21 protein-coding genes and 1 tRNA gene are annotated in these 25,773 nt (G+C 42.8%); 7 read left to right on the plus strand and 15 right to left on the minus strand.

Annotated elements, in window-relative coordinates:
• Positions 1–178 precede the first annotated feature (178 nt).
• The 8 genes from EXT48_RS09515 to rlmE form a co-directional block, all read right to left on the minus strand.
• Complete coding sequence (locus tag EXT48_RS09515) at positions 179–2,422, minus strand: TonB-dependent receptor (protein ID WP_130164301.1); 2,244 nt, start codon at positions 2,420–2,422, stop codon at positions 179–181.
• Positions 2,423–2,911: 489 nt separating this feature from the next.
• A tRNA-Leu gene (locus EXT48_RS09520) sits at positions 2,912–2,996 on the minus strand.
• A 23-nt stretch (positions 2,997–3,019) separates the two neighbouring features.
• The gene (secG, locus tag EXT48_RS09525) at positions 3,020–3,367 is read right to left on the minus strand and encodes a preprotein translocase subunit SecG (RefSeq protein WP_010373860.1); all 348 of its coding nucleotides are present in this window, start codon (positions 3,365–3,367) and stop codon (positions 3,020–3,022) included.
• A 4-nt stretch (positions 3,368–3,371) separates the two neighbouring features.
• Positions 3,372–4,112, minus strand: a complete 741-nt coding sequence (gene tpiA / locus EXT48_RS09530; RefSeq protein WP_130164302.1) for a triose-phosphate isomerase — start codon at positions 4,110–4,112, stop codon at positions 3,372–3,374.
• Between the two features lie 79 nt (positions 4,113–4,191).
• Positions 4,192–5,532 carry a phosphoglucosamine mutase gene (glmM, locus tag EXT48_RS09535; RefSeq protein WP_130164303.1) on the minus strand — a complete coding sequence of 447 codons (1,341 nt, stop codon included), beginning with the start codon at positions 5,530–5,532 and terminating at the stop codon, positions 4,192–4,194.
• Positions 5,529–6,374: a dihydropteroate synthase gene (gene folP / locus EXT48_RS09540; RefSeq protein ID WP_130164304.1), complete on the minus strand. Its 846-nt coding sequence runs from the start codon at positions 6,372–6,374 to the stop codon at positions 5,529–5,531. The genes glmM and folP overlap by 4 nt, the downstream gene beginning before the upstream one ends.
• A gap of 146 nt (positions 6,375–6,520) precedes the next feature.
• Positions 6,521–8,473, minus strand: a complete 1,953-nt coding sequence (gene ftsH / locus EXT48_RS09545; protein ID WP_130164305.1) for an ATP-dependent zinc metalloprotease FtsH — start codon at positions 8,471–8,473, stop codon at positions 6,521–6,523.
• Between the two features lie 67 nt (positions 8,474–8,540).
• On the minus strand, positions 8,541–9,170 hold the full coding sequence (gene rlmE, locus EXT48_RS09550) for a 23S rRNA (uridine(2552)-2'-O)-methyltransferase RlmE (protein WP_130164306.1): 630 nt from the start codon (positions 9,168–9,170) through the stop codon (positions 8,541–8,543).
• A gap of 86 nt (positions 9,171–9,256) precedes the next feature.
• On the opposite strand from rlmE, the gene yhbY reads away from it, so the two are divergent.
• Positions 9,257–9,553, plus strand: a complete 297-nt coding sequence (gene yhbY, locus EXT48_RS09555) for a ribosome assembly RNA-binding protein YhbY (protein ID WP_010373854.1) — start codon at positions 9,257–9,259, stop codon at positions 9,551–9,553.
• On the opposite strand, the gene EXT48_RS09560 is transcribed toward yhbY, so the two are convergent.
• On the minus strand, positions 9,550–10,797 hold the full coding sequence (locus tag EXT48_RS09560) for a serine hydrolase (RefSeq protein WP_130164307.1): 1,248 nt from the start codon (positions 10,795–10,797) through the stop codon (positions 9,550–9,552). The genes yhbY and EXT48_RS09560 overlap by 4 nt on opposite strands.
• A 98-nt stretch (positions 10,798–10,895) precedes the next feature.
• Here EXT48_RS09560 and EXT48_RS09565 point away from each other — a divergent pair, with 98 nt between their 5' ends.
• From EXT48_RS09565 to EXT48_RS09580, 4 genes are all read left to right on the plus strand, one after another.
• Positions 10,896–11,699 carry a hypothetical protein gene (locus tag EXT48_RS09565; protein WP_010605083.1) on the plus strand — a complete coding sequence of 268 codons (804 nt, stop codon included), beginning with the start codon at positions 10,896–10,898 and terminating at the stop codon, positions 11,697–11,699.
• A 119-nt stretch (positions 11,700–11,818) separates the two neighbouring features.
• Positions 11,819–12,526, plus strand: coding sequence for a response regulator (locus EXT48_RS09570; protein ID WP_130164308.1), 708 nt, complete (start codon positions 11,819–11,821; stop codon positions 12,524–12,526).
• A gap of 21 nt (positions 12,527–12,547) precedes the next feature.
• The gene (locus EXT48_RS09575; protein ID WP_130164309.1) at positions 12,548–13,834 is read left to right on the plus strand and encodes a HAMP domain-containing sensor histidine kinase; all 1,287 of its coding nucleotides are present in this window, start codon (positions 12,548–12,550) and stop codon (positions 13,832–13,834) included.
• Between the two features lie 222 nt (positions 13,835–14,056).
• On the plus strand, positions 14,057–15,403 hold the full coding sequence (locus EXT48_RS09580) for a sodium-dependent transporter (protein ID WP_130164310.1): 1,347 nt from the start codon (positions 14,057–14,059) through the stop codon (positions 15,401–15,403).
• 35 nt (positions 15,404–15,438) lie between these two features.
• Here the strand turns inward: EXT48_RS09580 and EXT48_RS09585 are convergent, their stop codons facing one another.
• Positions 15,439–15,885 (minus strand): GNAT family N-acetyltransferase, encoded by a 447-nt coding sequence (locus EXT48_RS09585; protein WP_130164349.1) that lies wholly within the window; start codon positions 15,883–15,885, stop codon positions 15,439–15,441.
• Between the two features lie 107 nt (positions 15,886–15,992).
• Positions 15,993–16,736 (minus strand): sporulation protein, encoded by a 744-nt coding sequence (locus EXT48_RS09590; protein WP_010605088.1) that lies wholly within the window; start codon positions 16,734–16,736, stop codon positions 15,993–15,995.
• Positions 16,737–16,867: 131 nt separating this feature from the next.
• Here EXT48_RS09590 and EXT48_RS09595 point away from each other — a divergent pair, with 131 nt between their 5' ends.
• Positions 16,868–18,439 carry a cation:proton antiporter family protein gene (locus EXT48_RS09595; RefSeq protein ID WP_130164311.1) on the plus strand — a complete coding sequence of 524 codons (1,572 nt, stop codon included), beginning with the start codon at positions 16,868–16,870 and terminating at the stop codon, positions 18,437–18,439.
• A 277-nt stretch (positions 18,440–18,716) separates the two neighbouring features.
• Positions 18,717–19,004, plus strand: coding sequence for a hypothetical protein (locus EXT48_RS09600; protein ID WP_069020008.1), 288 nt, complete (start codon positions 18,717–18,719; stop codon positions 19,002–19,004).
• Between the two features lie 188 nt (positions 19,005–19,192).
• On the opposite strand, the gene EXT48_RS09605 is transcribed toward EXT48_RS09600, so the two are convergent.
• The 4 genes from EXT48_RS09605 to EXT48_RS09620 all read right to left on the minus strand — a co-directional run bounded on the left by EXT48_RS09605 (position 19,193) and on the right by EXT48_RS09620 (position 25,674).
• Positions 19,193–20,179: a sterol desaturase family protein gene (locus EXT48_RS09605; protein WP_130164312.1), complete on the minus strand. Its 987-nt coding sequence runs from the start codon at positions 20,177–20,179 to the stop codon at positions 19,193–19,195.
• A gap of 117 nt (positions 20,180–20,296) precedes the next feature.
• Positions 20,297–22,504, minus strand: coding sequence for a TonB-dependent receptor (locus EXT48_RS09610; RefSeq protein ID WP_130164313.1), 2,208 nt, complete (start codon positions 22,502–22,504; stop codon positions 20,297–20,299).
• Positions 22,497–23,765 (minus strand): imelysin family protein, encoded by a 1,269-nt coding sequence (locus EXT48_RS09615; protein WP_130164314.1) that lies wholly within the window; start codon positions 23,763–23,765, stop codon positions 22,497–22,499. The genes EXT48_RS09610 and EXT48_RS09615 overlap by 8 nt, the downstream gene beginning before the upstream one ends.
• Positions 23,766–23,847: 82 nt before the next feature.
• Positions 23,848–25,674, minus strand: coding sequence for an Ig-like domain-containing protein (locus EXT48_RS09620; RefSeq protein WP_130164315.1), 1,827 nt, complete (start codon positions 25,672–25,674; stop codon positions 23,848–23,850).
• Positions 25,675–25,773 lie beyond the last annotated feature (99 nt).

Below are 25,773 nucleotides of genomic sequence, written 5' to 3' on the forward strand. Positions count from 1 at the left end.
AATCACAATGTAAACAAGCCGTTATATCAATTTCTTAGCATTATTCTGAATGAGTTTTAATAACAATTAGATTAATTGGTATAAACTTTTCAACATAATTTAGGACAAGACACTTAAAACCAAAAAGCCGCTTAGCTAGAAACTAAGCGGCTTTTTCTATATTCAAACAAGGGCTGGATTAATCTAACCAGAACTCTTTTTTGAACTTAATACCAAACTCACTGCGGTCATTGCTGCGCATGACACCAACAAAGCCAGTTTGTTGCAGACGACCTACATCATATACTTCGTTTAGCACGTTTTCGCCGTATAGCGTTACTTCCATATCGCCTTCAGCGTTGGTGTATGAAATGTTAAACCCAAGCAGTTCGCGTGATTCAATATGCTCACTAAGAAGTGTTTTTGATTGTCCTTGCATATCTGAGCGGTATGAGTAGCTTGCATTAACTGCAATCGTTGCACCGTGCTCTAAGTCATGGAAGTAAGATGGTGCCACCATCACAGTCCATCGAGGTGTGAGTGCTGGCGCATCGCCTTTAGCAATACCCTTCACCCCCTCATCAACATGGGTAATTTCAGAGTCTAGGTAACCAATTGAGCTACGCACCGAGAAATCATCAGTGATTGCTATTGTTGTTTCAAGTTCAATACCTTGCGCTTTTGACTCACCCGCATTTTCCACGATAGTGACAAAGCCACCGCCAGCAGTCGGGTCGTTGAAAGGTAACGCCAGATCGGTGTAATCCGTTACAAATGCAGCAACCATCATAGATACGTTTTCATGCACTTGGCCTTTGAAACCGATTTCGTAGTTAATCGCTTTAGTTTCATCAAACGCTACGAGTTGATCTGGACCACCAAATGGACGTGGTGGGAAGCCGCCACTTTGATATCCTTTTTGGACCTGTGCGTAAACATTGATATCGCGAGTTAGCTGGTATGACGCGTTTACGTCCCATGTTACTTCGTCAAAATCTGCGCTTACGTATTTACGAGCACCAAAGCTTGGGAACAGCGCATTTGCCTCTTTTTTGTCTTCAGAGTAACGTAAACCACCACCAATGCTGAGCAGCTCAGTTATGTCAAAGCTTGCATTGATGTAAGCCGCATAGGCATCGGTTTCTTGGTTGATATCAAAGTAACCGTAGCCACCGAAAGAAGCGGTCTGACCATCATTTAATAAACCATTTGGCGTGTTAAAAGGGCTAAATACATATGGACCAGAGCTGGTAAAACCGTCTTCGTTAAAATAATAAAGACCCGATACAAAATCCCAAGAGTCATAAGTACCGTTTAGTTGTAGTTCAAATGAGTACTGATCTGCACCGCCCTCTTCTGGGAATTCAGATAGATTAAGTGCTACCGCATCGTCATCTAGGCCGCCGGTATATTCAGAGCTACGCTTGCTTGCGATAAATTTAACAGAGTAAACATCACTTGCTTGCCAATCTGCAGTCACTGAGCCGCCCCAACCAGAATAATCAGTGCTTTCAATGCCAGCAACCGTTGTTGCCAAATCATCAGGATTGTTTGGCAGCATAGATTCATCTAGCAATGGGAAATCACCTTTAGTAGGATCATTCGGGTCAACACGCTCTGTTAATTCGATAGTATACGGTGATTGACCAGACTCGTTTTCAACACCGTCAAATGCGGCAGTGACAACTAAATCATTCGTCGCTTGCCATCTAAGTGCTAAACGACCACTAAACTCTTGCTCTTCGCCGATTTCTTTTTCAGGATTTGCTAAGTTGATTGCTTTACCTACACCATCACGCTCTTTATAAGAAGCACTTGCAGAAAAGCTTAGTGTGTCTGTTAACGTTTGGCTTGTATAAAGATCAGTCGCTAAACGACCGCGAGAACCTATTTTAGCTTCAACGCGTGCAACTTCTTCAGCGCCAGGTTGTTTAGTGATCACATTTACCGCACCGCCTAATGTGTTGCGGCCGTAAAGTGTACCTTGTGGACCACGTAGTACTTCTACGCGTTCAACATTAGGCAGTGAAAGGTTAGAACCCATCTGACGGCCAAGGTATACACCATCTACATAAACACCAACACCAGGGTCTGTTGTGATCACATGGTCTTGTAGACCAATACCACGGATAAATACAGAAGCATGTGCAGCGTTACCTACACCATAGCGAGTAATATTTAAGTTTGGAACGAACTTACCAATATCGTCTAGATTGCTGATATTGGCTTTATCAATATCGCTAGCACCGATAGAAGTAATCGCAGTTGGCGTTTCGAACAAACTTTCAGTACGTTTACGAGCAGTCACTTCTATTTTTTCAAACACTTGTTTTTCTTGCTCTACATTAGCTTGTTTAGCCAATGCTGTACTAGGAAGGGTTACTGCTGCTAACACTGCAGCTGAAATCGCAGATAAACCAAGGCGAGGTAAAACTGTAATCATATAATCTCCAAAGGAATCACCGTGTGTGTACTAGTTGCGAGAGGTCGCAAACTAGAGAAGTAACAAGCTAAGTGTTATTACTTCTAGCCCTTAATTCGTTAAACCTAATAGATTTGAACACTATAAATTTTGGGCATAAAAAAAGATGCACTAGGCGCATCTCTTTCCTCTGGAGGGGTATTATAGTCACAACGGGAATAAATTGAAATAATTATTTAATAAAAATTACTTTTTGGGTTTTTGTAACCATAATAAAACCAATATTAGGAAATTAATTTTTATAAAAAAGCGTTATAGAACAAATTATTATACTGAATAGCAGGATGATATGTTACTAAAGTGAAACTTCCGCCTAGGTTTTTGCCTTGGTTCTAGGTTCATTTGAAAATAACTTCTATTAATGAAGCTGTGAATGGTAAGACTAATTAGTATTAGGCTTAGTGGTAAACGATAGACGAAAAAAAACCAGCATAAGCTGGTTTTTTTATTTGGTGCGAATGGGGGGACTTGAACCCCCACGGCCGAAGCCACCACCCCCTCAAGATGGCGTGTCTACCAATTCCACCACATTCGCAAATTCGGTGTATTTCCTAACGATTAGTTAGGTACGTCAGAAGCTGGATTTTCTTCTGTCGCTGGCACATCATTTGTCGCTGGAACTGTTGTTGCAGCAGCTGGTGCCTCTAGATTTTCCCACTCATTAGTCTTCTTAATCTGACCCGTAGTTAGGTTACCTAGAACAATGCTTAGCACAAAGAAGATCGTTGCTAAGATTGTTGTTGTCTTAGTCATAAAGTTGCCTGCGCCTGATGAGCCGAAAACTGTCGCTGATGCACCCGCACCAAACGAAGAGCCCATATCTGCACCTTTACCTTGCTGAATCAACACCATACCAATTAGTGCTAACGCCACAATTAAGTAAACAACCATTAGAATTTCGTACATTTACTTATCCTTTTGCACTTCTGCATATAGCGGCAAAACTCTCAGGTTTTAGGCTTGCGCCACCGATAAGTCCACCGTCTATATCGTCTTGTGCGAATAACAATTCACTGTTCTGTTCATTAACACTGCCACCGTAAAGAAGCTGCAGTGATTGTGCAATTTGCTTATCATTTTCTGAAAGCAAATTACGTATAAATTTGTGTACTGCTTGCGCTTGCTCTGGTGATGCTGTTTTACCAGTACCAATAGCCCAAACAGGTTCGTATGCTATCACAGAGTGAGTTAGCGCTGCCACACCTAATTTGGTAATAACCGCGTTTATTTGTCTAGCAACAACTTGCTCTGTCTGCCCATTTTCTCTTTCTTCTTCAGTCTCACCAACACATAAAATTGGTGTCAAACCTTGTTCTTGAGCATGTGCAAATTTATTAGCAACATCTTCATCGCTTTCGCCATAAATAGCTCGACGCTCTGAGTGACCAACTAAGGTATATGTTGCACCTAGCGATTTTGCTAGGGACGCCTGAATTTCTCCAGTGTATGCGCCTTCTTTATATTCCGAAACATTTTGTGTTCCGACAGTAAGCCCTTTACTTGCTGCTTGCTCAATGAGCATGGCAGGAGGAAAAACAATTACATCTGCTTGAAATGTTTGATTGCTTACTGCTTCTGATATTTGGTCAACAAGGGCCTTTGAGCCATTCATTTTCCAGTTACCAGCAACAATTTGCTTTCTAGTTGTCATACGATACTCCGCAGTAGAAAGCGGGTGAGATACTAACTCTACTCACCCGAAGTTACAAGAAATAAATTTAATTTTTGGTTTAATTGCTCACAGATTCAACAACTTCAGCGATTTTTTGGGCAAAATCGATAACTTGCTTCTGTTGCTGAGCTTCAACCATGACGCGAACCACTGGCTCTGTACCAGATTTACGCAATAGCACTCTGCCCTTGCCGGCAAGCTGAGTTTCAACTTCAGCGACGACTGCTTTAACAGCGTCTTGCTCGGTTGGATCATCTTTAGTGCTATAGCGCACGTTAATCATCTTCATTGGGTATTTGCTAAAACCTTCACCCAAATCCTTTAATGTTTTATTCTGCGCAACCATGGCTGCAAGCACTTGTAAGCTAGAGACAATGCCATCACCGGTGCTGATAAGATCCAGATTTAAAACGTGACCTGAACTTTCGCCGCCGATTTTCCAGCCTTTCTCACCAAGAAGCTCCATTACATAGCGGTCACCGACTTTACTGCGCTCAAAAGCAATTCCGCGTGATTTAAGGGCGTTTTCGAGCCCCATGTTAGACATTACCGTACCGACAACGCCGCCACCTAATGTGCCATCGGTATGAGCTTGGCATGCAATAATATAAACAATGTCATCACCATCAAATACATGACCGTCGTGATCGACCATCATGACTCGGTCACCATCACCATCATAAGCGATACCAACATCTGCTTGATGTTCAAGCACGGCTTTTTTCAACGCTTCGACATGCGTTGCACCGCATTTTTCGTTGATGTTGACACCATTAGGTTCACATGCGGTTGTGATCACATCCGCACCAAGTTCACGCATGACACTTGGTGCAATGTGATAAGTCGCGCCATTTGCGCAGTCCAACACCACTTTCAACCCTTCAAGCGATAGCTCTTTAGGAAACTGGCCTTTACAAAATTCGATATAGCGACCATCAGCACTCTCTAGACGCTTAGCTTTACCGAGTTTTTCGGACGCGACACACGTCATCGGTTCATCCAGCTTTGCTTCTATTGCAAGTTCCACCTCGTCAGGGAGCTTTTTACCATCGCCACCAAAAAACTTGATGCCATTGTCATGGTATGGATTATGAGATGCGCTGATCACAATACCAGCCTCAGCTCTGAACGTTTGTGTCAAGTAAGCAACAGCAGGTGTCGGCATAGGCCCCAATAAAATCACATTGATCCCCGCGGCAATTAACCCAGCCTCTAACGCGGTTTCAAGAAGGTAGCCAGAAATGCGGGTATCTTTGCCAATAATTACCTTTTTGGTACCACGCTCAGACAGCACTTTTCCAGCCGCCCAGCCTAGTTTCATTGCAAATTCAGGCGTAATTGGGAACTCGCCCACCATGCCCCTTACACCATCCGTACCGAAGTACTTTCTTGTTGTCATTGAGTAACTCCATTGACCGACGCTAGCCATACATTAAGCGCGTCGCTTGTTTCTTTTACGTCATGAACACGAATTATGTGCGCGCCTTTCTGCGCACATATCAATGCACCAGCTAGACTCGCAGCTACGCGCTCATGCGTTTCCCGAGTGAGTAGTTGTCCAAACATGGACTTTCTAGAGAGGCCTGTCAGAATAGGCAAATTGAAAGCGTGAAACTTATCCAACCCACCTAATATCTGAAAGTTATGCTCTAGAGATTTACCGAAGCCAAAACCAGGATCTAAAATCAGCCGATTGATATTAATCCCAGCTTGCTTGCACGCACTGATCCTAGCTTCGAAAAACTGACTGATGTCTGAAAATAAGTCATCATAGTGAGGGTTATTTTGCATTGAGCGAGGTTGACCTTGCATATGCATTAAACAAATTGGTACATCACTGTATTGAGCTGCGACTTCAAGCGCGCCTGGCTCTTGCAACGCTCGAACATCATTAATGATATCAGCGCCAGCCTCTATTGCTTGTTTCATTACCTCGGCTTTACTAGTATCTACCGAAATCACACAGTTAGAGTGTGTGCGAATTGCTTTAATAATCGGTATTACGCGCTGTAATTCTTCTTCTAATTGTACGTCTGGCGCGCCGGGACGAGTGGACTCTCCACCTATGTCTAAGATGGTAGCGCCTTGTGAAAGCATTAAATTTGCTTGCTCGATTGCGCTATCAAGGTGAGTAAAATGTCCACCATCAGAAAATGAGTCGGGAGTAACATTTAAAATCCCCATTACCTGAGGCTTATCTAAACTAAGGGTGCGCCCTTTGGGTAAACGTAACTCGTACATTCTATACCTATTTCTGTAGTCTAAGTTTGGCGATAACGAAAGGCTTATAGCTGTTGATTTAAGTTCTCGCATCGAATGTCATAAAACTTATATCAACTGATACAAAAAAGCCCCGATTGCTCGGGGCTGTCGTATTCTACCTAATCTTACGATTTGTCATCAAGCTCTGAGTTTGATGATGTGTCGTTTGACTGCTCTTCTGCTGGTTTTTCAGCTTTAGGCTCAGGCTTTATGTCTGTTGCTTTTGCAGATTCTGCTTTTTTCTCTGGCTTAATGTCATGTGCATCCCTTGGTGGACGAACATCACGACGCTCCATTAGATCATCAATCTGCAATGCATCAATCGTTTCGTATTTCATCAACGCATCTTTCATCGTGTGAAGAATATCCATATTATCTTTTAGGATTTGCTCCGCACGTTGGTAGTTGCGATCGATGAAATCTTTAATTTCAGCATCAATAAGCTTAGCGGTTTCATCTGACATACCTGACATGCGGTGAGAACCACCACCCATGTACATCTCGCCTTGCTCTTCTAAGTACATCTGTGGACCAAGTTTCGGACTTAAGCCCCACTGAGTAACCATTTTCTTAGCAATATCGGTTGCGCGCTCAATATCGTTGCTCGCGCCTGTTGTTACTTTGTCATCGCCGTAAATCAGCGCTTCAGCGATACGACCACCGTATAAACTCGAAAGCATAGATTCTAGGTGTTGCTTAGAGTGACTTACACGGTCTTGCTCCGGTAAGTACATTGTTACACCTAATGCGCGACCACGTGGAATAATCGACACTTTATATACAGGATCATGCTCAGGCACTAAACGACCAACAATCGCGTGACCGGCTTCGTGATAAGCCGTCATTTCCTTCTCTTGCTCGCTCATCACCATGGACTTACGCTCAGCACCCATCATGATTTTATCTTTCGCGGCGTCAAATTCCGCCATACTTACCTTACGCTTGTTGCCACGAGCGGCAAACAGTGCAGCTTCATTCACAAGGTTAGCTAAGTCAGCACCAGAAAAGCCCGGCGTACCACGCGCAATCACAGACGCTTCAACATTATCGTCTAAAGGCACTTTACGCATGTGAACGTTTAAGATTTGTTCACGGCCACGAATATCCGGAAGACCGACCACTACTTGGCGATCGAAACGACCAGGACGTAATAATGCAGGGTCTAGTACATCAGGACGGTTAGTAGCAGCAATAACGATAATACCTTCGTTACCCTCAAAGCCATCCATTTCTACAAGCATTTGGTTAAGTGTTTGCTCACGCTCGTCGTGACCACCGCCCATACCTGCGCCACGTTTACGGCCTACCGCATCGATTTCATCGATAAAGATGATACAAGGCGCAGCTTTCTTTGCCTGTTCAAACATGTCACGAACACGAGATGCACCAACACCAACAAACATTTCTACGAAGTCAGAACCGGAAATGGTAAAGAATGGTACTTTTGCTTCGCCAGCAACGGCTTTAGCAAGTAGGGTTTTACCCGTACCTGGAGGACCAACCATCAACACGCCTTTCGGAATGCTACCGCCCAACTTTTGGAACTTTGACGGGTCACGCAAGAAATCTACTAGCTCAGTAACATCTTCTTTCGCTTCGTCACAACCAGCAACGTCCGCAAATGTTGTCTTAACTTGGTCTTCGCTCATTAATCGAGCTTTACTTTTACCAAACGACATTGCGCCTTTGCCGCCACCGCCTTGCATTTGGCGCATGAAGAAAATCCATACCCCGATAAGCAGTAGCATTGGGAACCAAGAAATAAAGATATTCGCAAGGAAAGATTGCTCTTCCGGTGCAACACCTTTGATATTCACGTCGTTCTTAAGTAAGTCATTAACCAAATCCAAATCAGTTAATGGAATTACTGTTTGAAAACGATCTCCACTCGAACGAACGCCACTAATCACGCCGGTTTGACGATCAATACTGACTTCTCTTACAGAGCCATTGCGCACATCCTTTACAAATTGTGTGTAACTCGTTTGGCGATCATACTGTTCGCCACCGTTAAAGCTCTGGAACACAGTCATTAGCACTACTGCAATCACTAACCAGAGTATTAGATTTTTAGCCATATCGCTCAAGGAGTTAACCTCTTGTATCCAAAAAAATTCAAATTCAACTTGATGCTTTCCAACTGTACTACAGTTTGTAGCCCGTCGCCACTACATATACTTCGCGTGAACGAGGGCGAGACGCTTTTGGTTTACGGATCTTTACGACCTTAAAACAATTACGTACCTCTTGTACAAATTGATCAAAGCCTTCTCCTTGGAAAACTTTAACCGCAAATGCACCGTTTGGTTTTAGCACTTGATGGCACATATCTAATGCTAGCTCGACCAGATACATACTGCCAGATTGATCGATTGACATATTTCCGCTCATATTTGGTGCCATATCAGAAAAAACCACATCAACATTCTTGCCGTTTATTCTATCCAGTAATGCATTTAATACCGCTTCTTCTCTGAAGTCCCCCTGAAGGAAATCGACACCCGCTAATGAGTCCATCGGTAAGATATCACAAGCAATAACTTGTCCGTCAATATCTACCTGCTCTGCGAGATACTGTGACCAGCTCCCCGGAGCAGCCCCTAAATCAACTACCGTCATTCCTTTACGGATCAATTTATCCTTTTGCTGGACTTCTTCCAGCTTAAAAACCGCTCGTGAACGATAGCCACGTTTTTGGGCTTCATGTACATACGGGTCTTCTACGTGTTCTTTTAACCAACGTTTCGAACTGGCGGAATGTTTTTTATTTGCCATATTAACTACAACTCATTAGTAATATTGTCTAGATGGCGTTAGAATATCGATAATTCAAGCCTTTTAATAAATAAGATTGTATCAATATGACCTTATCAAATAAACAAAAGCAGTTCCTAAAAGGGCTAGCTCATTCTTTAAATCCAGTTGTTCTTCTAGGCGCAAACGGCCTAACCGAAGGCGTCATGGCTGAAATTGAGCAAAACCTGAACATTCACGAACTTATCAAGGTAAAAGTACCAACCAATGATCGTGAAACTAAGAAACTGATTTTTGAAGCAATTGTTCGTGAAACAAATGCACATAAAGTACAAACCATTGGCCATATCATTGTATTGTACCGCCAAAGCGAAGACAAAAAGATCCAGTTACCTCGTAACTAATCTTTGTTGTCTGCGACGTTTTCACCTGAAGACGTCGCAATCTCTTGTAATAAACTCGCTTCTTCTGCTTTTACTTTCTTAATTTCCTGCTCACTCACCTGAGGCAGTAATTTCTTCTCAAGCGCCAATGCGTCAACAATAAAGTCGTTCGTTAGCTGATTAATAATGCCACTCTCTGCATTTAACAGTAGACTAAACCCAATTCCAAGCTCTGGAATAATCACCACATCGGTACGATAACCTTGCACCCAGCCGCTATGGTAATAGAGCAGTTTGCCATCATAGCGATAAATTCGCCATCCAAGTCCATAGTAAGCTTCTTCTACATGACCACGCCAAACACGCCTGCGCAGCTCACGTTTCGTCAACGTATACGGCACTGATTGCTTACTCAGAGCATCTGGTGATAAAACACTTGGATACATACCTAATTGTGCTTTTAACCACTGCGCCATATCAGCAGCACTGGCGTTTACACCAGCTGCGGGGAGTACTTTATAATAATGCGGCTTTAATTTAGCGGTATGCCAACGCTTTCGCCCTCTGACATGCGGCCACGCAAAATTATCATTTTTTGTCATTTGCTCGTAACCAAGACCGGCGTCATACATATTAAGAGGCGCGAAAACAAACTCTTCCATCCAAGTTTTGTAACTAATATTCGTCGCCTGCTCGATAACATCTCCAATCAAGCTAAACATGACATTTTGATAACCATAACACTCCCCGGGCTGACATAACGCTTTGACTTGCAGTAAGCGCTCAACAATTTGTGGGTAGTCCATGCGAGACTCGATTAAATTATCGTAGGCATTAGGCACTAAGCCACTCGAGTGACTTAACAAATGATAGAGCTTAAGTTGGCTATAATCACCTTTGGCGACTTGCGGCAAATAGCTACCCACTCTATCGTCAATATTAAAATACCCTTCGCTCGCCAATTTAGCCGTCAGACTTCCTGCAAACGTTTTTGAAACCGATGCCAAGCGAAAGCGAGTTTGTTCGTTGACCACACTTCCTTGTCGACTTTTTGTCTTGCCAAAACCTTCTGCGTAGCTGCCGTGCTCGACATGCACAACGGATAAAGCAGCACCGGGCACCGATTTTTCTTTTAGTTTGCGCTCGACTTGCTTAGAATAGCTCTTTAAAAATTGTGACCATTGCTGGTTTGGGGTTTTTGCAATCGTTATTTTTGGATAACTAATGCAAAAAAAACAAACTAATGTGAGAATTAGCGACTTCATAATGACTCATTTCATTAACACTCGCCCGCCATACTAACATGATGAATTGGCGGAACTCACTAAATATAAGAAAATAACTGTTTAATTGAGGTATTTTAATGCGTTTAGTGCTAGCAGCTCTATGTACAAGTCTACTTTTTGGATGTGTCACCACAGCGCCATTAGCGCCAAAGTTAGATGTACCTAAGAAGCCACTACTAAAAAAGTCTGTTTATCAAATCAGCTATAGTACCGAACTTAATTCCGCACGAATTAAATCAGTGCAATTGCCCGCTCATCCACTTGCTCAAGGTGACACAGTCTACATCAATGCCGATAAGGTAAGCTTGACTGATACACTGAGAAAGCAGATTGTTGCTTTACTTGAGAAAAAAGGCCTGAAAGTTGTTGCAGCTAAAAACGCAAACTACACGCTAACGATTCATCAACTTGATTTGGAATTTGCAGCTAATAAAACGTACGCACTGGATAGGCCAAGAAATCCACATCCACATATTGCTGAACTTGCTCAAAATTCGCCAGCATTTCAATGTACTAATATTGTAGCCTCTGTCAGTATGCGTTTGGCACACCAAGCATCATCCGATGTTGTCTGGTTTGCTAAATCTTCAGTAGATAGCGCGGGCTTCCAAGGTATCCCTTTACAATTCACCTTTACCGAGGTGGAGAAAATAGAAAATGAACACGATGTACTGTCGTTTATCGTCGCACAAAATACCGACGAGGCACGCCGTCAGCGTGGCGAGAAGCCCGTTGATATTCCTCCTTACAAGGTAACTAAAACGGTTTCACCGCTTGAGAAAACCGCTGGTGCATGTACCCAAACGGAAGTATCAGCGTTAACAGCGGATATGCAAAAACACTTGGCCGAGAGTTTAATTGAAAAACTAAACGTTAAGTAATATAAGTACTCGCCAGTTTGACAGAGGTCAACTGCAAGCTGGCGCTACACTTATTTACAGACAATAACGCTTTTAGGATTATACTCGACGCAGAAAAATAAAAAGTTCGGAGTAAAGACATGGAGCAATACGGCACAATCTTATTGGTTGAAGATGATACTTCATTGGCGCAATGGGTCGCCGAATATCTTGATAACCAAGGCTATAAAACACATTGCTGCTATCGCGGTGATGAAGTTATTGAACGTGTTAAGTCACTAGACCCCGACCTTGTTTTACTCGATCTTATGCTCCCAGGTAAGGACGGTATCAGCGTATGCCGTGACTTGCGTCAGTTTTATAACAAGCCTGTTATTATGCTCACTGCCAAAGATGAAGAAATGGATGAAGTCATCGGTTTGGAAGTCGGTGCTAGCGATTACGTTATCAAGCCTGTTCGTCCTCGTGCCTTACTCGCTCGAATCAAGGCAAATGTGCGCGCTGCACAAGAAAAACCCCAAGATCGTCACGCAGCCAATCACGAACTCGTAGTTGGACAGTTATGTATCGACACTCAAGCTCGTAAAGTCAGTGTTGCTGGCCAAGAAGTCATCGTTTCTAGTGCTGAATATCTACTACTGCAATTTTTAGCCAGTCACGCTGGTGAAGTTGTCTCTCGCGATGCAGTATTTAAAGCGACAAAAGGAAGAGAGTATGACGGCCTCGATAGAAGCGTTGATGTGCTCATTTCTGCCCTACGGAAAAAGTTTAATGATGATCCTCAAAACCCAGAAAAAATTAAGACGGTGTGGGGTAAAGGATATCTACTCGTGCCATCAGCTTGGTAATGAAGGTCGCAAGCTAATATCGTGAAGAAACTCTACATCTACTTACTCGCTGGTGCATTGATTTCAATCTTTGCACTGGGTTGGGTGATCGACACCTATAATCAGCAAACCGCTCCCTTAGAAGATAGTTTTGAGTGGCAAAGCAAACTGATCACCGGCCTTGCGAAGCAAGTTGCAAATATTGAGCAGGAAGAGCGCGAAAATGCAACGACTTTAATTGCCCAACAATTCGACATCAACATTCGGTATAAAGATGGCGATACTTTAGCCATGCCGCTCGAATTAAAGCAACAGATGTTACGACCTGATGGGTTAGTGATAGAGAACGAGAATGTATATCTGCTAAAAACAACCCCTGAAATGGCGCCTGATTACGTTGAACTTGAATGGGAGCCTCAGGTTGAACAGGCAGATTACGACGTATTGCTAACGTTATTTTTCTACGGTGGCATTTGCGCAATATTATGGTTTATTCTCTCTCCGTTAGTTAAACGCTTGATCGTTCTCAACACTGCAGCAAAGCACTTTGCCAGCGGTAATCTAAGCGCGCGCATCGCCCCCAATCATTTCACTTACATCCGTGACTTAGAAAATACCTTTAATCGCATGGCAAGCCAAATAGAGAAGTTAATGGCTGAGAATAAGCTAATGGCCTCCAGTCTTTCTCATGACATTCGAACACCTGTTGCGTGTTTAAGATTTGGCCTAGATGCAGCTTTAGATGAAAGTGATATCGATGCTATTCACGACTATTTAACGCGCATGGAAAAAGATCTAGATCAAATGGAAGATATGCTCTCGAGCTATCTTTCGTTTGCAACACTAGAGCAAAAGTCTCACTTACTCAAGCACGAAGTAACAACCCTATCTCGCTATGGTCAAGATCTGATGCAGCAAATGCAACCAAAGCTTCAAAAGAACCAGCTGTCTGGTCGGGTAGAAATTCCTGAACACTTAATGATCCATGGTGACTTACATTGGCTTGCACGAGCAATAAGTAATTTGATCAGCAATGCCTGTGATTTTGCTACAGCCAGTGTGTTATTAAGTGCACACCGCACTGAGCATTGGCTCATTATTACCGTTGAAGACGATGGCCCGGGGATCGCGAGACAAAATTGGGATAAAGTCTTTAGTCCTTTCTTTCAAGAGCAAACTCATCGCAACCGTGCAGGTAAAAGCTATGGCTTAGGCCTTGCAATCGTTGCAAAAGTTATGGATTGGCATCATGGTACAGCCACCGTTAGCCAGTCAGAACGATTAGGTGGCGCAAAATTTGTGCTTTCGCTACCCTGTAAAGAAAAATAATTATTGTAAATAAGTCGCTACACGTCGACTTATCCTATATAGAAATAATCGTGAAAACATTAGCTTATAAGCTAAGCTTTACTTTTTGAGTGCAACAACTTAATTACGGCTAAATATCAGGCTAAAACTTGCGCTAAATCAAGGTAATTTACTCTTTTTATTTCTTTTTAATTACAGTAGATTGTCAGCGCCGTTAGAAATTTTTAGAGAAGTATAATAATTATGAGCAATGTCCGAGGAGAGTTCAGCTCTCGCTTTGGTTTTATTATGGCCGCCGCAGGGTCGGCGGTAGGTTTGGGAAACATTTGGGGGTTTCCAACACAAACGGCATCCAATGGTGGTGCTGCGTTTGTTTTAGTTTATCTGGTTTTGGCTTTTTGTCTTGCCTATCCAGCACTAATGGCAGAACTCGTCATTGGTCGTCACGGCCAAGCAAATGCCGTATCTTCACTGCGCAAACTAACAAATACAGCATGGCAAAGTAAGCTTGCTTTTGTTGTCGGATTCGGCGGCATAATTTGTGCGGGTCTTATTTTAAGTTTTTATGCCATCGTGGCTGGATGGATGTTTAGCGCAACACTTGAACCCATCGCGGAAGTTGCATCAATGACTCAAGCGCAATCTTGGCTTGCTGATTCGTCTATGTCGCGCAACATCGTCTTTACAGCCGCCTTTATTGCACTCACCGTGCTTATAATTAGTAAAGGCGTAGAAAACGGGATTGAAAAGTGGTCAAAGCGTTTGATGCCTGCACTTATCGGTATTTTATTCTCATTAATTGCGTACGTATTAACCCAAGAAGGTGCTGTTGAAGGTCTTAAGGTGTATCTTGTTCCTGACTTTTACTCTGTGCTTAATCCGCAGTTACTCGTTGATGCCCTAGGACAAGCATTTTTCTCGCTTTCGCTTGGTACCAGCGTGATGATCATTTACGGCTCATACATAAGTAAAAAAGAGAATTTAGTTTCACTTGGTGCAATGGTTACCTTAATCGACGTCTTTATCGCATTCATTGCCGGCTTACTTATCATTCCCGCCATGTATGTCGCGCAAGCGCAAGGTGTAGAGATTTTTGCAGCTGACGGCTCACTGCTTAATGAAGACACCTTAGTGTTTCAAGTATTGCCAGCATTGTTTGATAGCATGGGGAGTATTGGCCTTTTGGTAAGCTTCGCTTTCTTTGCGCTGATGAGTATTGCCGCACTCACCTCTTCTATTTCGATGCTAGAAGCGCCCGTATCCTATGCTGTTGAACGTTTTGCATTGGGCAGAGTACAGGCCACCTGGATCATCGGTACTCTGGTAACAGCTGTGAGCTTCACCATTTTGGTAAACATCGAAACCCTGTTCGGCTTTACTGTTAGCCTAACAACGAAGTTTGGTCAGCCACTACTTGGCATGCTGTGCTGTGTATTTGTCGGTTGGATTTGGCACAGAGCAAAACTGCTTAAAGAAATTGAATCAGGATGCCCGGAAGTTGGCAGTAGTTTCTTCTGGAAAGTATGGCCTTGGTACATCCGCTTCGTTTGTCCAATAGCCATTGCTGCGGTATTTTTAAATTCACTTTAATTTCGCTCATAAAAAGAGGCTACTCATAGCCTCTTTTACTTTTTCACAAATAGCATATCCTGATGCGGGATCCCATCTTCTAGATAATCTTCACCTTGCTTCACAAAGCCGAGTCCAGTATAAAATTTGTCTAAATAACACTGCGCAGAAATAGCTAAAGTCTCATGAGTAATATCCGTTTCACAACAAGCAATCGCGCGATGCATAAGTTCATGTGCAACGCCCTGCCCTCGCAGCATTGGCGAAACGATAACACGGCCAATGGAAGCAGTAGTTGCGGATTTTCTATAACAACGTGCATACGCTAAAATTTGTTCATCTTTAACTAAAAATAGGTGTCGAGTTTCAGGCGCCCTATCGATATCATCAATTTCTGGATAGGGACATGCTTGTTCCACAACGAATACCTCCACCCTTAGCTTTAAAATCTCAAAAAGCTCATCTTTAGTGAGCGCATCATAACTTTTAATTTGCCAATTCATATTATTCTCTGTCATACCAATTAGCTTAATTAAGACTAATTGGTATCCTTTATGCTTAAAATAAAAACGCCCAGACAAAGCTGGGCGTTTTAGAGTAAATTAAGTGATTATGAGAACAGCCGCTCCAACTGATCGCACAATTGAGAGATATTTACGTGATCGTGCTCAATCGTTAGATCGACGTAACCATCCCCTCGAAACGCTCTGTCTAACTCTATCAGTACATGAGTACGATGCGCTTCAGGTACAAACGAAAGCTCAACTTCTTGTAGTCCAAATAATGCACGTGAGTTTGGTCGGTATTCTAGTTCTTGGTAACAACCAGAAACAGACTGAAACTCAGACGCTCGTAAATAGCCCTTTTCTACATCCGCTTTTACTAAATGGAAACCTAAACGCTCCATCGCTGTCATACATGCTTTCACTGCTTCATTTGGATAAATGTGTAAAGCATCTTTGTCTGACGGATCGATTGCTAAATCAATGTCTAAGCCAGTTTCAATCCAAACATGACAACGGTTGAAGCCTGCATTGATTTCTGTGATTGGTGTTTCTGAATGAAGTCGAGCTTCAAAAGGAATAACTTTTTCTTCGCCTGGGCCTATCGTGAAATTATTACCTACACGCCAACGGTCAATAACATGATTACTAAAGTATTCTCCGTCTTCCCCTTCAACCTTAACTCTTGTCATTAGCGCAAGCTCTAAACCTGTTACTTCTTGGCTAACGTCACCGCCTTTTACTACAATTTGCGCTTGAAATTTCTGTCCCGGGTGCAAATGCTCTGTTTCCAATACAGTATCTACTTTTGCCGCACCGATACCGACAGATGCTAGGATCTTCTTAAACATTACGTCTCCTGTCCGGTATGTCCTTACCTGCATCATAACCATATTTTTTCCAACTTGTCAGCGAAAATTTATAATTTATATATCAGGAGGTTTTGGTACACTGCTCATATCTTGGATAAAAATTTAAAGTTATGGAACTGCTCTATTTTGCTGTCGCATTTGCATGCGGATTTTCTGTTTATCAATTAAAGCTTCCTCCTTTGATTGGTTTTTTGATGGCAGGCTTTGTCTTAAACCTACTTGGCCATAAAACCACGGATTTACTTACCCAACTGGCAGATCTTGGTGTAACGCTGCTGCTTTTCAGCATCGGCTTAAAGTTACGAGTTGGTAACTTGATAAAGCCTCAAGTTTGGGCGCCAGCGAGTATGCACATCATTACCAGTACGGCGTTTTTCGCTAGCCTGTTGTTGATGCTAGGGGCGATGAGCCTACCTTTATTTACTAACCTAGACTGGCAAAGCGCTTTATTGGTTGGTTTTGCATTTAGCTTTTCCAGTACCGTTTTTGCGGTAAAAGTGCTGGAAGAACGCGGTGAAATGGCAAGTCTTCACGGTAAAATCTCAATCGGTATTTTGGTTATGCAAGATATCTTTGCGGTTATCTTTCTCGCCGTCAGTACGGGCAAAGTACCCAATATTTGGGCACTGGCACTGCTTGTAGTGCTACCGCTTGTACGTCCAGTTATGTTTTGGGTATTAAGCCGTTCAAAGCATGGTGAGTTACTCCCTCTTTTTGGCTTCTTCTTTGCGTTAGTCGCAGGTTATCATGCCTTTGAATTTGCGGGTCTCAAAGGTGATCTCGGTGCGCTGATCATGGGTATGATTTTTGCCCCACATAAAAAAGCCGGTGAGTTATCAAAATCACTACTGAATGTAAAAGACATCTTGCTTGTTGGCTTTTTCTTGAATATTGGTTTAAATGCCACGATTACACTGGACGCACTTTTAATAGCGATTCTACTGGTAATTGTTCTACCGATTAAAGTCTCACTTTATTATCTCTTCACCAATATGTTCAAATTGCGTGCTCGTACATCGCTATTGAGCGCTTTTACACTCACTAACTATAGCGAGTTTGGTCTTATCGTGTGTGCTGTTGCATCTGCTTCTGGTGCGGTTGCTCCTGACTGGTTAGCAGTCGTGGCTATTGCTGTTTCTATTACTTTTGTGATTGCGTCTCCGCTAAACAAACGCTCGAACGAAATCTACGTTAAATTAGAGCCTTGGTTATTAAAGTTTGAAAGTCAAGACCGCTTAGAAGAAGAGCTCCCCGTAAACCTGACCGATACAAAAATCGTAATATTTGGCATGGGAAGAATTGGAACAGGTGCTTATGAAACGATACAAGCCAGTTTCCCTGATACCGTTGCGGGTGTAGATATTAAGCCTGAGGTGGTTGAAAAACATGTTTCCAGAGGCCGCAGAGTATTGACCGCTGACGCAACCGATCCTGACTTTTGGCAACGTGTAAATCATTCTGAAGTAGAAATGGTAATGCTCGCGATGCCAAAGCATATGCAGAACATTTACGCACTAGAGCAGCTCAAAGCATCGGGTTATAACGGCCAAGTTACCGCCATTGCGAACTACCCAGATCAACAGAAGGAATTAGAAGAAATGGGCGTGAATTCTACCTATAACTTCTACCTTGAAGCAGGTAGTGGTTTTGCAGAACACGTAAAAGAGAAATTATTTACTTAAATTAGATATTGGTTCTCAGTATCATAATTGGTACTGAGAACTATTTTCATATTCAGATCATTATGTTACGTCTAGACGTCTATTTTCATTGTTTCATTCCTCTCATTATTCGATTTACAAAGCTTTACATCCAAGATGGTAATTTGCCCCCACTTCAGAGTAAACTGATCACATCGGACATGGCGTAAGTATCTATTTTATGAACATAAATTGATACCGAATGCCTTTTGAACATCGTGTCACTGGATTGTGAACAAGCTATACCTTTGGGGGTTTTATGATTAAGAATAAATCTAATGGTCAATTTTCTGCAGTAGTGGATGACGTTAAGGCTGCGCCTTTTTCAGACCTCCAAGAAAGGCTAGACGCAATTCAGGACAGCGGCATGACAGCGCTGGCAATTCGCAATATCCTGTTTCATAAAATGCTCGATATGCATGCGGTACCAAACGATCATTATTTAAGAGATGAAGAAACTCCGAGCCGTTTAGACGATCCTAAAATAATTGAGAAGTTAAATGAGCTGGGCTTTTTCCGCAGCAAGCCTTCATCGCAACTACACTAGTAAAGATTTAGGGAGCCTACTCTCCCACATAGGCTGACAATGCCCGTCGTCAGCCTATTTTCCTCTTCCAAGCACAAGCTTTCACCTCTTTCACAAGCATCCTAATAAAGTAATAAATAGCGTAAGCTATTACGGTGATTAGCAACACCAATTTTTCCCTGCAAAGAAGTAGAGCTGAGTAACCGAGATCAGTCACCCTGCGGAGATTTAAGTGGCGGGTTATTTTTCTTTTTCGGTAATAACGTTTTCCAAGCCTGCTTGAATGGCTTCAAGTAAATTGCGGTCAGTGAATCATGCCCTGCATCATATTGCCCAACACCAATGGTAATTTTACCCGCACTCGAGGCCTTAATAAGCGAGCCATACATACGGTCCCAAATGGCTAGTGCCGAGCCTAAATTGGTATCAAAATGGATTGGATTATCACTGTGATGCACTTGATGTTGTGCAGGACTAATAAACCAATTTTCTAGCCTATCACCCCAACTCAGCCATATATGTGAATGCCTTAAATTGGCCCCAAAGATATTAAATAAAAAGACAAACGCATTCGCACCAAGAATATCGTACATACTCAAGCTGCTGCCAAATACGTAATACCCTATTCCAACTACAATTCCTTGAGTTAATGCCATACGACAGGCGTACAGGTAGCTTTCAACGGGATGTGAGCGATAAATGGTAAAGGGAGTCAGGACTTTTGCAGAATGGTGCACCTTGTGAAACTCCCAAAAGAATGGGATTTTATGTAGGATCAGGTGCAGCAAGAACCGAGTGAAGTCATCGACTATAAATAAAAATAACGTAAATAGTCCAATCACCAGCCATTCTGGCGCTTCAATATGTAACGCTGGACCAAAAAGCGCTTCAAGCCCCCCAGATAACCCCAACGCCACCGGTACCATAGTCAACACGATAGGCGTGAACGTCGCCACCTTTATCAATCGATTTGTGACCAATAAACAGTAATCGAGCTTGGCGCTTTTGCACCACCACACTTGCTTGGGAAACAGAAACTTTAAAAAACCTTTACCAGAGCGCGCTTTTTCTGTGGCGATATAAACAGGAACAGCCATCAAAATGGCACTAAACAAGTATGGCAAATACACTCTTTTATTGGCATCGAACAAGTAGCCTGGGAGTTCAGTAATGCTTTGCCATAATTGCTCTAACATAGTCATTTCCATCAAAAAGAAATAATGAGTTCATATATTTTTGGAATAGCTCCATAGGCCTTACGACAGGCGCCATGAAGCTGCGGCCCTTATTTTAAGAGCCGCATAGACAATCAATTAAAACTGGTATTTATAGCCTAAACTAAATTGTCTTGGTTTGCCTGGGCGCGCGCCATACGGGCGGCGACTGACAATTTCTGCTTCATCGAACAAGTTATCGATTTTAGCATAGATTTGACCATACTGGCCTAGCTCGTAACTTGCTGATACATCAACGATGGTTGTGCTAGGCACCTTTGCGCCTTCAAGTACAAGCTCAAAGTCTTCAGTGCTTCTGCCAGCAGCTTCGCTCATCTCACTGATGTATTTGATGGCTACGTTAACTTTCCAGTCACTTGCTGCAAGGCCAATATTAAAAGTGGCTTGATGAGATGGTAAATACGGAAGCTCATCACCATTTTTAATATAACCCCATAGTGCGAACGTTGTCGCACGCTCATTCTGGAATTCACCTTTCGTATAGGTGTAGGTGAGACTATAAGGGATATCCAGTTGAAGGTTCAAAGGGTAACGTTGTGCAAACTGCATTTCGAGACCGTAAACATCCACCTCACCGCCACTGAATTGCTGATCTTGCTGGTCATTAACACCACAATTAGACTGACCACAGCTTTCGTTCAGATTCTCATAATCATTGAAAAAGCTCACAATCTCAAACTGAGTCACACCATCATTAAAGCGCCCACCAAATTCGTAGTTAACACTCTTCTCAAGCTCTATATCTGGATCTTGTTGTGGTGAAGAAGGCACAAAACCTTGGTGCACACCAAATAAAAGACCGGCATCATCAGAAAGTTGATAGAAACCACTTAGGCTAGGTAGCCAAATACGGGTGGTTTTATCAATCCAAACATCGGCATCTTTATTATCTTGGTAAGACATGTCCATCAGCTCGCCACGAAGGCCGAGGCCCAAAGTCAACGCATCAAGTTGTACTTTATCTTCTAGATATACCGACCACGCTTTGGTATTTTCAGTATTCAGTGATGTAAACTGCTTTGAACCCTCTAGCAACACAGGTGAACCACCTTCCATTGCATACGCTTGCTCAAAGTGTTTGCGCTCAATTTCATCTTCGTGGAAACGCACACCAACTGCGACGTCATGAGTTAAATTAAACAGGCTAAAGCTGGTATTGGCATCGACTTGAAGACCTTGAGAGAAATACTCACGGTCATTAGTTCCCATATTCAAAAAGATATTTGAACCTGCAACGACAGAGTCCCTTGCCCCTGTGATCACGCCGTACTCATTTGCAAAAGTCTCTGGGTTTGCCATGATTTTTGACAGTGATGGTCCACTTTTGCTCCCCACACTATTGAGCTTGAGCCAAGCTCGCTCATAGTCATTACGGTACAATCTTGTTGTAACGTTAAAGTCTTTACCATCAAGCACATGGGATAACATTATCTGAGTATGCTTGGTATCCATCTCTGCAGGCTGAGACGCTGCATATCGACGATACGGATTTTCAGCAAAATCTGCATCCGTTAAACCAAGGTAAGTTTCATCGGACAACTCGTCGGCATAGCTGAGTTTTAAGCCAAATGTATGGTTTAGCTCACCTTGAGAAAGTTTATAATTAAACTTGGCTAATATATCGTTCTTCTCAAACCCCGTATCACCACCGCCATCAAGCTCTTTAAAACCATCGGCTTGTAGGTTTACCGCTTCGAATAAGAAGCCGACATTATTTACTACTGAACCGTAGTAACCGTGTGCTTTGGAATAACCGTCGCTGCCAGCCGCAACATCAATACCGCCTTCTGTAAATTCTGGCACTTGGCGAGTCACTAAGTTGAGCGCACCAGCAACTGTTTGCGGACCATGCTTGATAGCCGCAGGCCCTTTGAACACCTCAACCGCGGTCATACGAGTCGTAACCGGAAAATAATAAGCAGCCGGCGCAGAATAAGGAGCTGGGCCAATGAGCACACCGTCTTCCATAATGGTGATTTTTTTGCTTCGCTCAGGTGTTACACCACGAAAACCAATGTTTGGTCGCAGGCCATAACCATCCTCTTCACGAATATTAACGCCAGGTACATTGGAAAGAATACGGTGAATATCATCGTATTCGTATTCTGCCAACTGCGCTTCTGACAATAACGTTGCAGAGCCGGCTTCTTTTCGCAATTTATCGTGATGGCTGATAATAGAGATATGCTCAATATCTTGATTGTCATCCGCAGCTTGCGCTTGAGGTAGTGCAAAAATTACCGCTACCGCTAATAAAGATTTCTTCATGTTCATGCGCTTAGTCATTGTCACCTGCCGAAGTTTGTGGAAGTTCTAGGGCGAGCTTTTCGATAAACTCGGTCTTTAAATCATCGGTCACTTTTTTAACGTCTGTATGCGTTTGCGTCACTTGCTCTGTAGAACCTGCAAGCTCAGCTTTCAGGCTCGCATTCATCGCAAGCAGAGTAGCTTCTGCATCCGCTAGCCCTGCAAGCATGCGCTCTTTTACATCACTACCATTCTCAGCATCTAAAAAGTCGTCAAAGCCCAATGTATTCTCAGCATCTTGGCCATTACCAGTGAAGATGTTTCTAAATGCTCTGATGTTAGCAAGTAAATTCTCTTTCGAATGTTCTGCAATTGGCGACTCCACCGCTTCAGGGCAAGCCTCTAAACCACACGCATTCGGAAAACCTAGGCCTAACGGCGTCGCTATTTTGCCGTCTTTTAATTCTTCGGTCATGTAAAATAGCGCCTTTGATATTTCATTGAGCGCTAAGTGAGGCGTGTCAAACGATGACCCTGGTTGTCCTGCATTAACAAGTTTAGCTGCGTAGCCATTTTCTCCAGTCCACTGAGACAAGAGTATATTGCTCTGTGCTTCAATGTCTTTAGCCACTTCCGTCGCAAACTCACAACGCGCAACCGCTCTTTCCTGAGTTGGACGGCTATTCCATGGTGCCAACGCATCATTCACTGACGAGCAGTTGTGGTCAAGATTGGCATTGAATAGTAGGTGCTCTAAGGCAGTTAAGCCTTTACGGTTTGCAGTACGCTCAGAGATATTATAAGGATTGCTAGCATTGCCATTAATAACGCCATCTTCAAAATACACTACATCCAAGTCAATATCACATAACGAGCCTGTAGCAGGCCAAACATAAATGTTGTTTTTAAGCTCTTTACTATTGGCAGTAAGTGGACCCATTTGCATCAATTCAACATACTGCCACCCAATCATAGCGTTGCGCCAACTTTGTTGAGCATTTTGCTTTAACGCAGCGGTATTTTCAGCCAGTACTTTTTCAGCACTACAATAACTCGCAACTTCAAGTTGTTGTGTTACAGCGAGTTCATTGAATTGCTCAATTGCAGGGGTAAGCACATTATTCACAAGGTTACTTACCAGGGCAGCTTCATCAAATTGCGTAGGTAAAGTTGGGTTATCCGTTCCAGAGTTATTATCCTTCACTCCAGGTCCTTGGCTACTTGAAGTACTTTCACCACAACCAGACAATACCAAAGCCACAGCGACGGCAGCGGCACTTAAACGTTTAGATACTCTCATTTGTATTCTCTATTATCTATATACAACAAAAGGTTAGCAGAATTAACGGCTAACCTTTTAACGTTATAAACGAAAATTTAGATTACCAGCTGGCAACATTCTCAGCATCGAAATCATATGCAGTTGCAATGATTTCTCGCGCTTCCAATAAAGCAGTCTTATAAGCTTCCACTTTATCTGCCGCGAATTCAGGCTTATCACCCATTAATTCATGGATTTTAACAAAATCTGCATCTGTAACAGGAGAAAACGGATTAAACTGGAAGTTTAATGCGAAGCCTTTCATTTCAGACCAGTGCTTTGCTACTGCATAGAATTGATCAGCATCAAAATCACCTGATGCGATATCATCTAAATCACCATCATCATTTGAGATTGTATCATTGATATAATGCACAACGGTTGCAGCGATAGACTTTTCCCATGCTAACAACGCTTGATTACGCAATGTTTCTAAGCGTGATTTGTCCTCATCTGACCACTGCGCAACATTAGTACCAACATTAGCGTTGATAAGTTTACGCGCTTCAATAAACGCTAATTGTGCTTCAGCGCTGAAGTCCGTTGGGTTAGCGTTAGATTTAGTGCCACGGTCACGCTTTGCTGCATTGGTTGAGTTACCAAAGTTAAATTCAGATAGTAGATCGATTTTGCCGTCATTATCCAAATCATGATAACCACTTGCATACGCTTCACGGCCACCTTTAGCTGAAAGTTCATCGTCTGTGTAGTCTAGATAATCAACAGCAGCACCGAAATAGCCATAGCCTTCATCAAACTTGTGTTCAAGTTCAGTGTAGCTTTTGCCATCCGCTAATGTCGCGTTATCAGCTGACTTTTCACCAATGAGTAAATCATCTAGATAATCGTCCGCACCTTGAGAAAGCGATACTGCACCGTTTAAGTGTTTTTGCATTAGCTGGGCAAGATCAAGGCCTTCCGGTGTTACATACAGTTTGTTCAGCGTGATAGCTGTGCCATTATGCTCTGCTTTGATTGTTGAGCCATTTTCAAATTGCTGAAGTTGCGCTTGTAGCAGGTCTAAATAGTGTAGGGCTAAACCTTCAGGTGTTTTTGGCTGTGTACCAAAGTTAACCCAACCAGCCATGACACCATCCTCTTCCCATGCTTTATGCATATTAGAGGTATCACGTCCCGCAATTTTACCACCTTCGCCAGCGACGTTTTTCAGTGAACTTGAAATTTGTCCTAATGTAGTTTGTGCAGCGTTTGCGGCAACAGCGAAATCAAGGGTTTCATCCAAGACCACTGTGTCTGTCGGCATTAAGAAGGTTTTAATCTCAGTGATTGCCGCTTCAGCTGTTTTTTGCTCCGCCGCATTACCCACAGTTTCATTATTAAGCTTACCCATTAGGCTCTTAATATGAACCATAGCTGCGTGACGTGCGATTTGGCCAGAATAAGAAACTGAAGATTCACCTTGTGTGTTATTAAAGGCATAGCGGTTTACACCCGCTTTGTTTTCTTCAGCAATTTGTTGAACAGCAATTTCAGCTTCAACTTCTGTTTTTTCGCCTTTGCTGTCAGTTGCCGTGATAGTTACCGATACTTTACCGCCTTCAACCTGTTCGAAGTTTAGTGCGTTTGCAGCTTTGAGCTTAACCGCACCGTCAACAATTTCAAAACGGTTGTCAGAGATGGTTAGTGTCAATGCACTTACTTCATCGCTATCGTCAGAAAAAGAGATATTTGCAACCGCAGCACCAAGCGTATCCTCAGATACTGATGCACTGTCTACGGTAATAGTAGGTGCAGCATTGGTGGCTGGAGGTGGTGTTGTGTTGTTATCATCGTTGTCATTTGAGTTGCTGCTAGAGCCACCACATGCGGTGAGGCCTAAAGTTGCAGCGAGAATAGCAGTCGTTAACAGAGACTTTTTAAGTGCCATTGAATTGTTCCTTTGAGACTAATTATGTTTATATTTTCATAACTAGGCGTAAAGTATACACACACCTAAATAGCAATCAATATTATTTGCATTGTATAA

This window comes from Pseudoalteromonas sp. CO348, assembly GCF_004208845.1.
GTDB classification, from domain to species: domain Bacteria; phylum Pseudomonadota; class Gammaproteobacteria; order Enterobacterales; family Alteromonadaceae; genus Pseudoalteromonas; species Pseudoalteromonas maricaloris.

Coding starts and splice junctions, on each gene's coding strand:
- EXT48_RS09515 (WP_130164301.1), bottom strand. CDS start 2,422: ATGATTACAGTTTTACCTCGCCTTGGTTTATCTGCGATTTCAGCTGCA.
- secG (WP_010373860.1), bottom strand. CDS start 3,367: ATGTACGAAATTCTAATGGTTGTTTACTTAATTGTGGCGTTAGCACTA.
- tpiA (WP_130164302.1), bottom strand. CDS start 4,112: ATGACAACTAGAAAGCAAATTGTTGCTGGTAACTGGAAAATGAATGGC.
- glmM (WP_130164303.1), bottom strand. CDS start 5,532: ATGACAACAAGAAAGTACTTCGGTACGGATGGTGTAAGGGGCATGGTG.
- folP (WP_130164304.1), bottom strand. CDS start 6,374: ATGTACGAGTTACGTTTACCCAAAGGGCGCACCCTTAGTTTAGATAAG.
- ftsH (WP_130164305.1), bottom strand. CDS start 8,473: ATGGCTAAAAATCTAATACTCTGGTTAGTGATTGCAGTAGTGCTAATG.
- rlmE (WP_130164306.1), bottom strand. CDS start 9,170: ATGGCAAATAAAAAACATTCCGCCAGTTCGAAACGTTGGTTAAAAGAA.
- yhbY (WP_010373854.1), top strand. CDS start 9,257: ATGACCTTATCAAATAAACAAAAGCAGTTCCTAAAAGGGCTAGCTCAT.
- EXT48_RS09560 (WP_130164307.1), bottom strand. CDS start 10,797: ATGAAGTCGCTAATTCTCACATTAGTTTGTTTTTTTTGCATTAGTTAT.
- EXT48_RS09565 (WP_010605083.1), top strand. CDS start 10,896: ATGCGTTTAGTGCTAGCAGCTCTATGTACAAGTCTACTTTTTGGATGT.
- EXT48_RS09570 (WP_130164308.1), top strand. CDS start 11,819: ATGGAGCAATACGGCACAATCTTATTGGTTGAAGATGATACTTCATTG.
- EXT48_RS09580 (WP_130164310.1), top strand. CDS start 14,057: ATGAGCAATGTCCGAGGAGAGTTCAGCTCTCGCTTTGGTTTTATTATG.
- EXT48_RS09585 (WP_130164349.1), bottom strand. CDS start 15,885: ATGAATTGGCAAATTAAAAGTTATGATGCGCTCACTAAAGATGAGCTT.
- EXT48_RS09590 (WP_010605088.1), bottom strand. CDS start 16,736: ATGTTTAAGAAGATCCTAGCATCTGTCGGTATCGGTGCGGCAAAAGTA.
- EXT48_RS09595 (WP_130164311.1), top strand. CDS start 16,868: ATGGAACTGCTCTATTTTGCTGTCGCATTTGCATGCGGATTTTCTGTT.
- EXT48_RS09600 (WP_069020008.1), top strand. CDS start 18,717: ATGATTAAGAATAAATCTAATGGTCAATTTTCTGCAGTAGTGGATGAC.
- EXT48_RS09605 (WP_130164312.1), bottom strand. CDS start 20,179: ATGTTAGAGCAATTATGGCAAAGCATTACTGAACTCCCAGGCTACTTG.
- EXT48_RS09610 (WP_130164313.1), bottom strand. CDS start 22,504: ATGACTAAGCGCATGAACATGAAGAAATCTTTATTAGCGGTAGCGGTA.
- EXT48_RS09615 (WP_130164314.1), bottom strand. CDS start 23,765: ATGAGAGTATCTAAACGTTTAAGTGCCGCTGCCGTCGCTGTGGCTTTG.
- EXT48_RS09620 (WP_130164315.1), bottom strand. CDS start 25,674: ATGGCACTTAAAAAGTCTCTGTTAACGACTGCTATTCTCGCTGCAACT.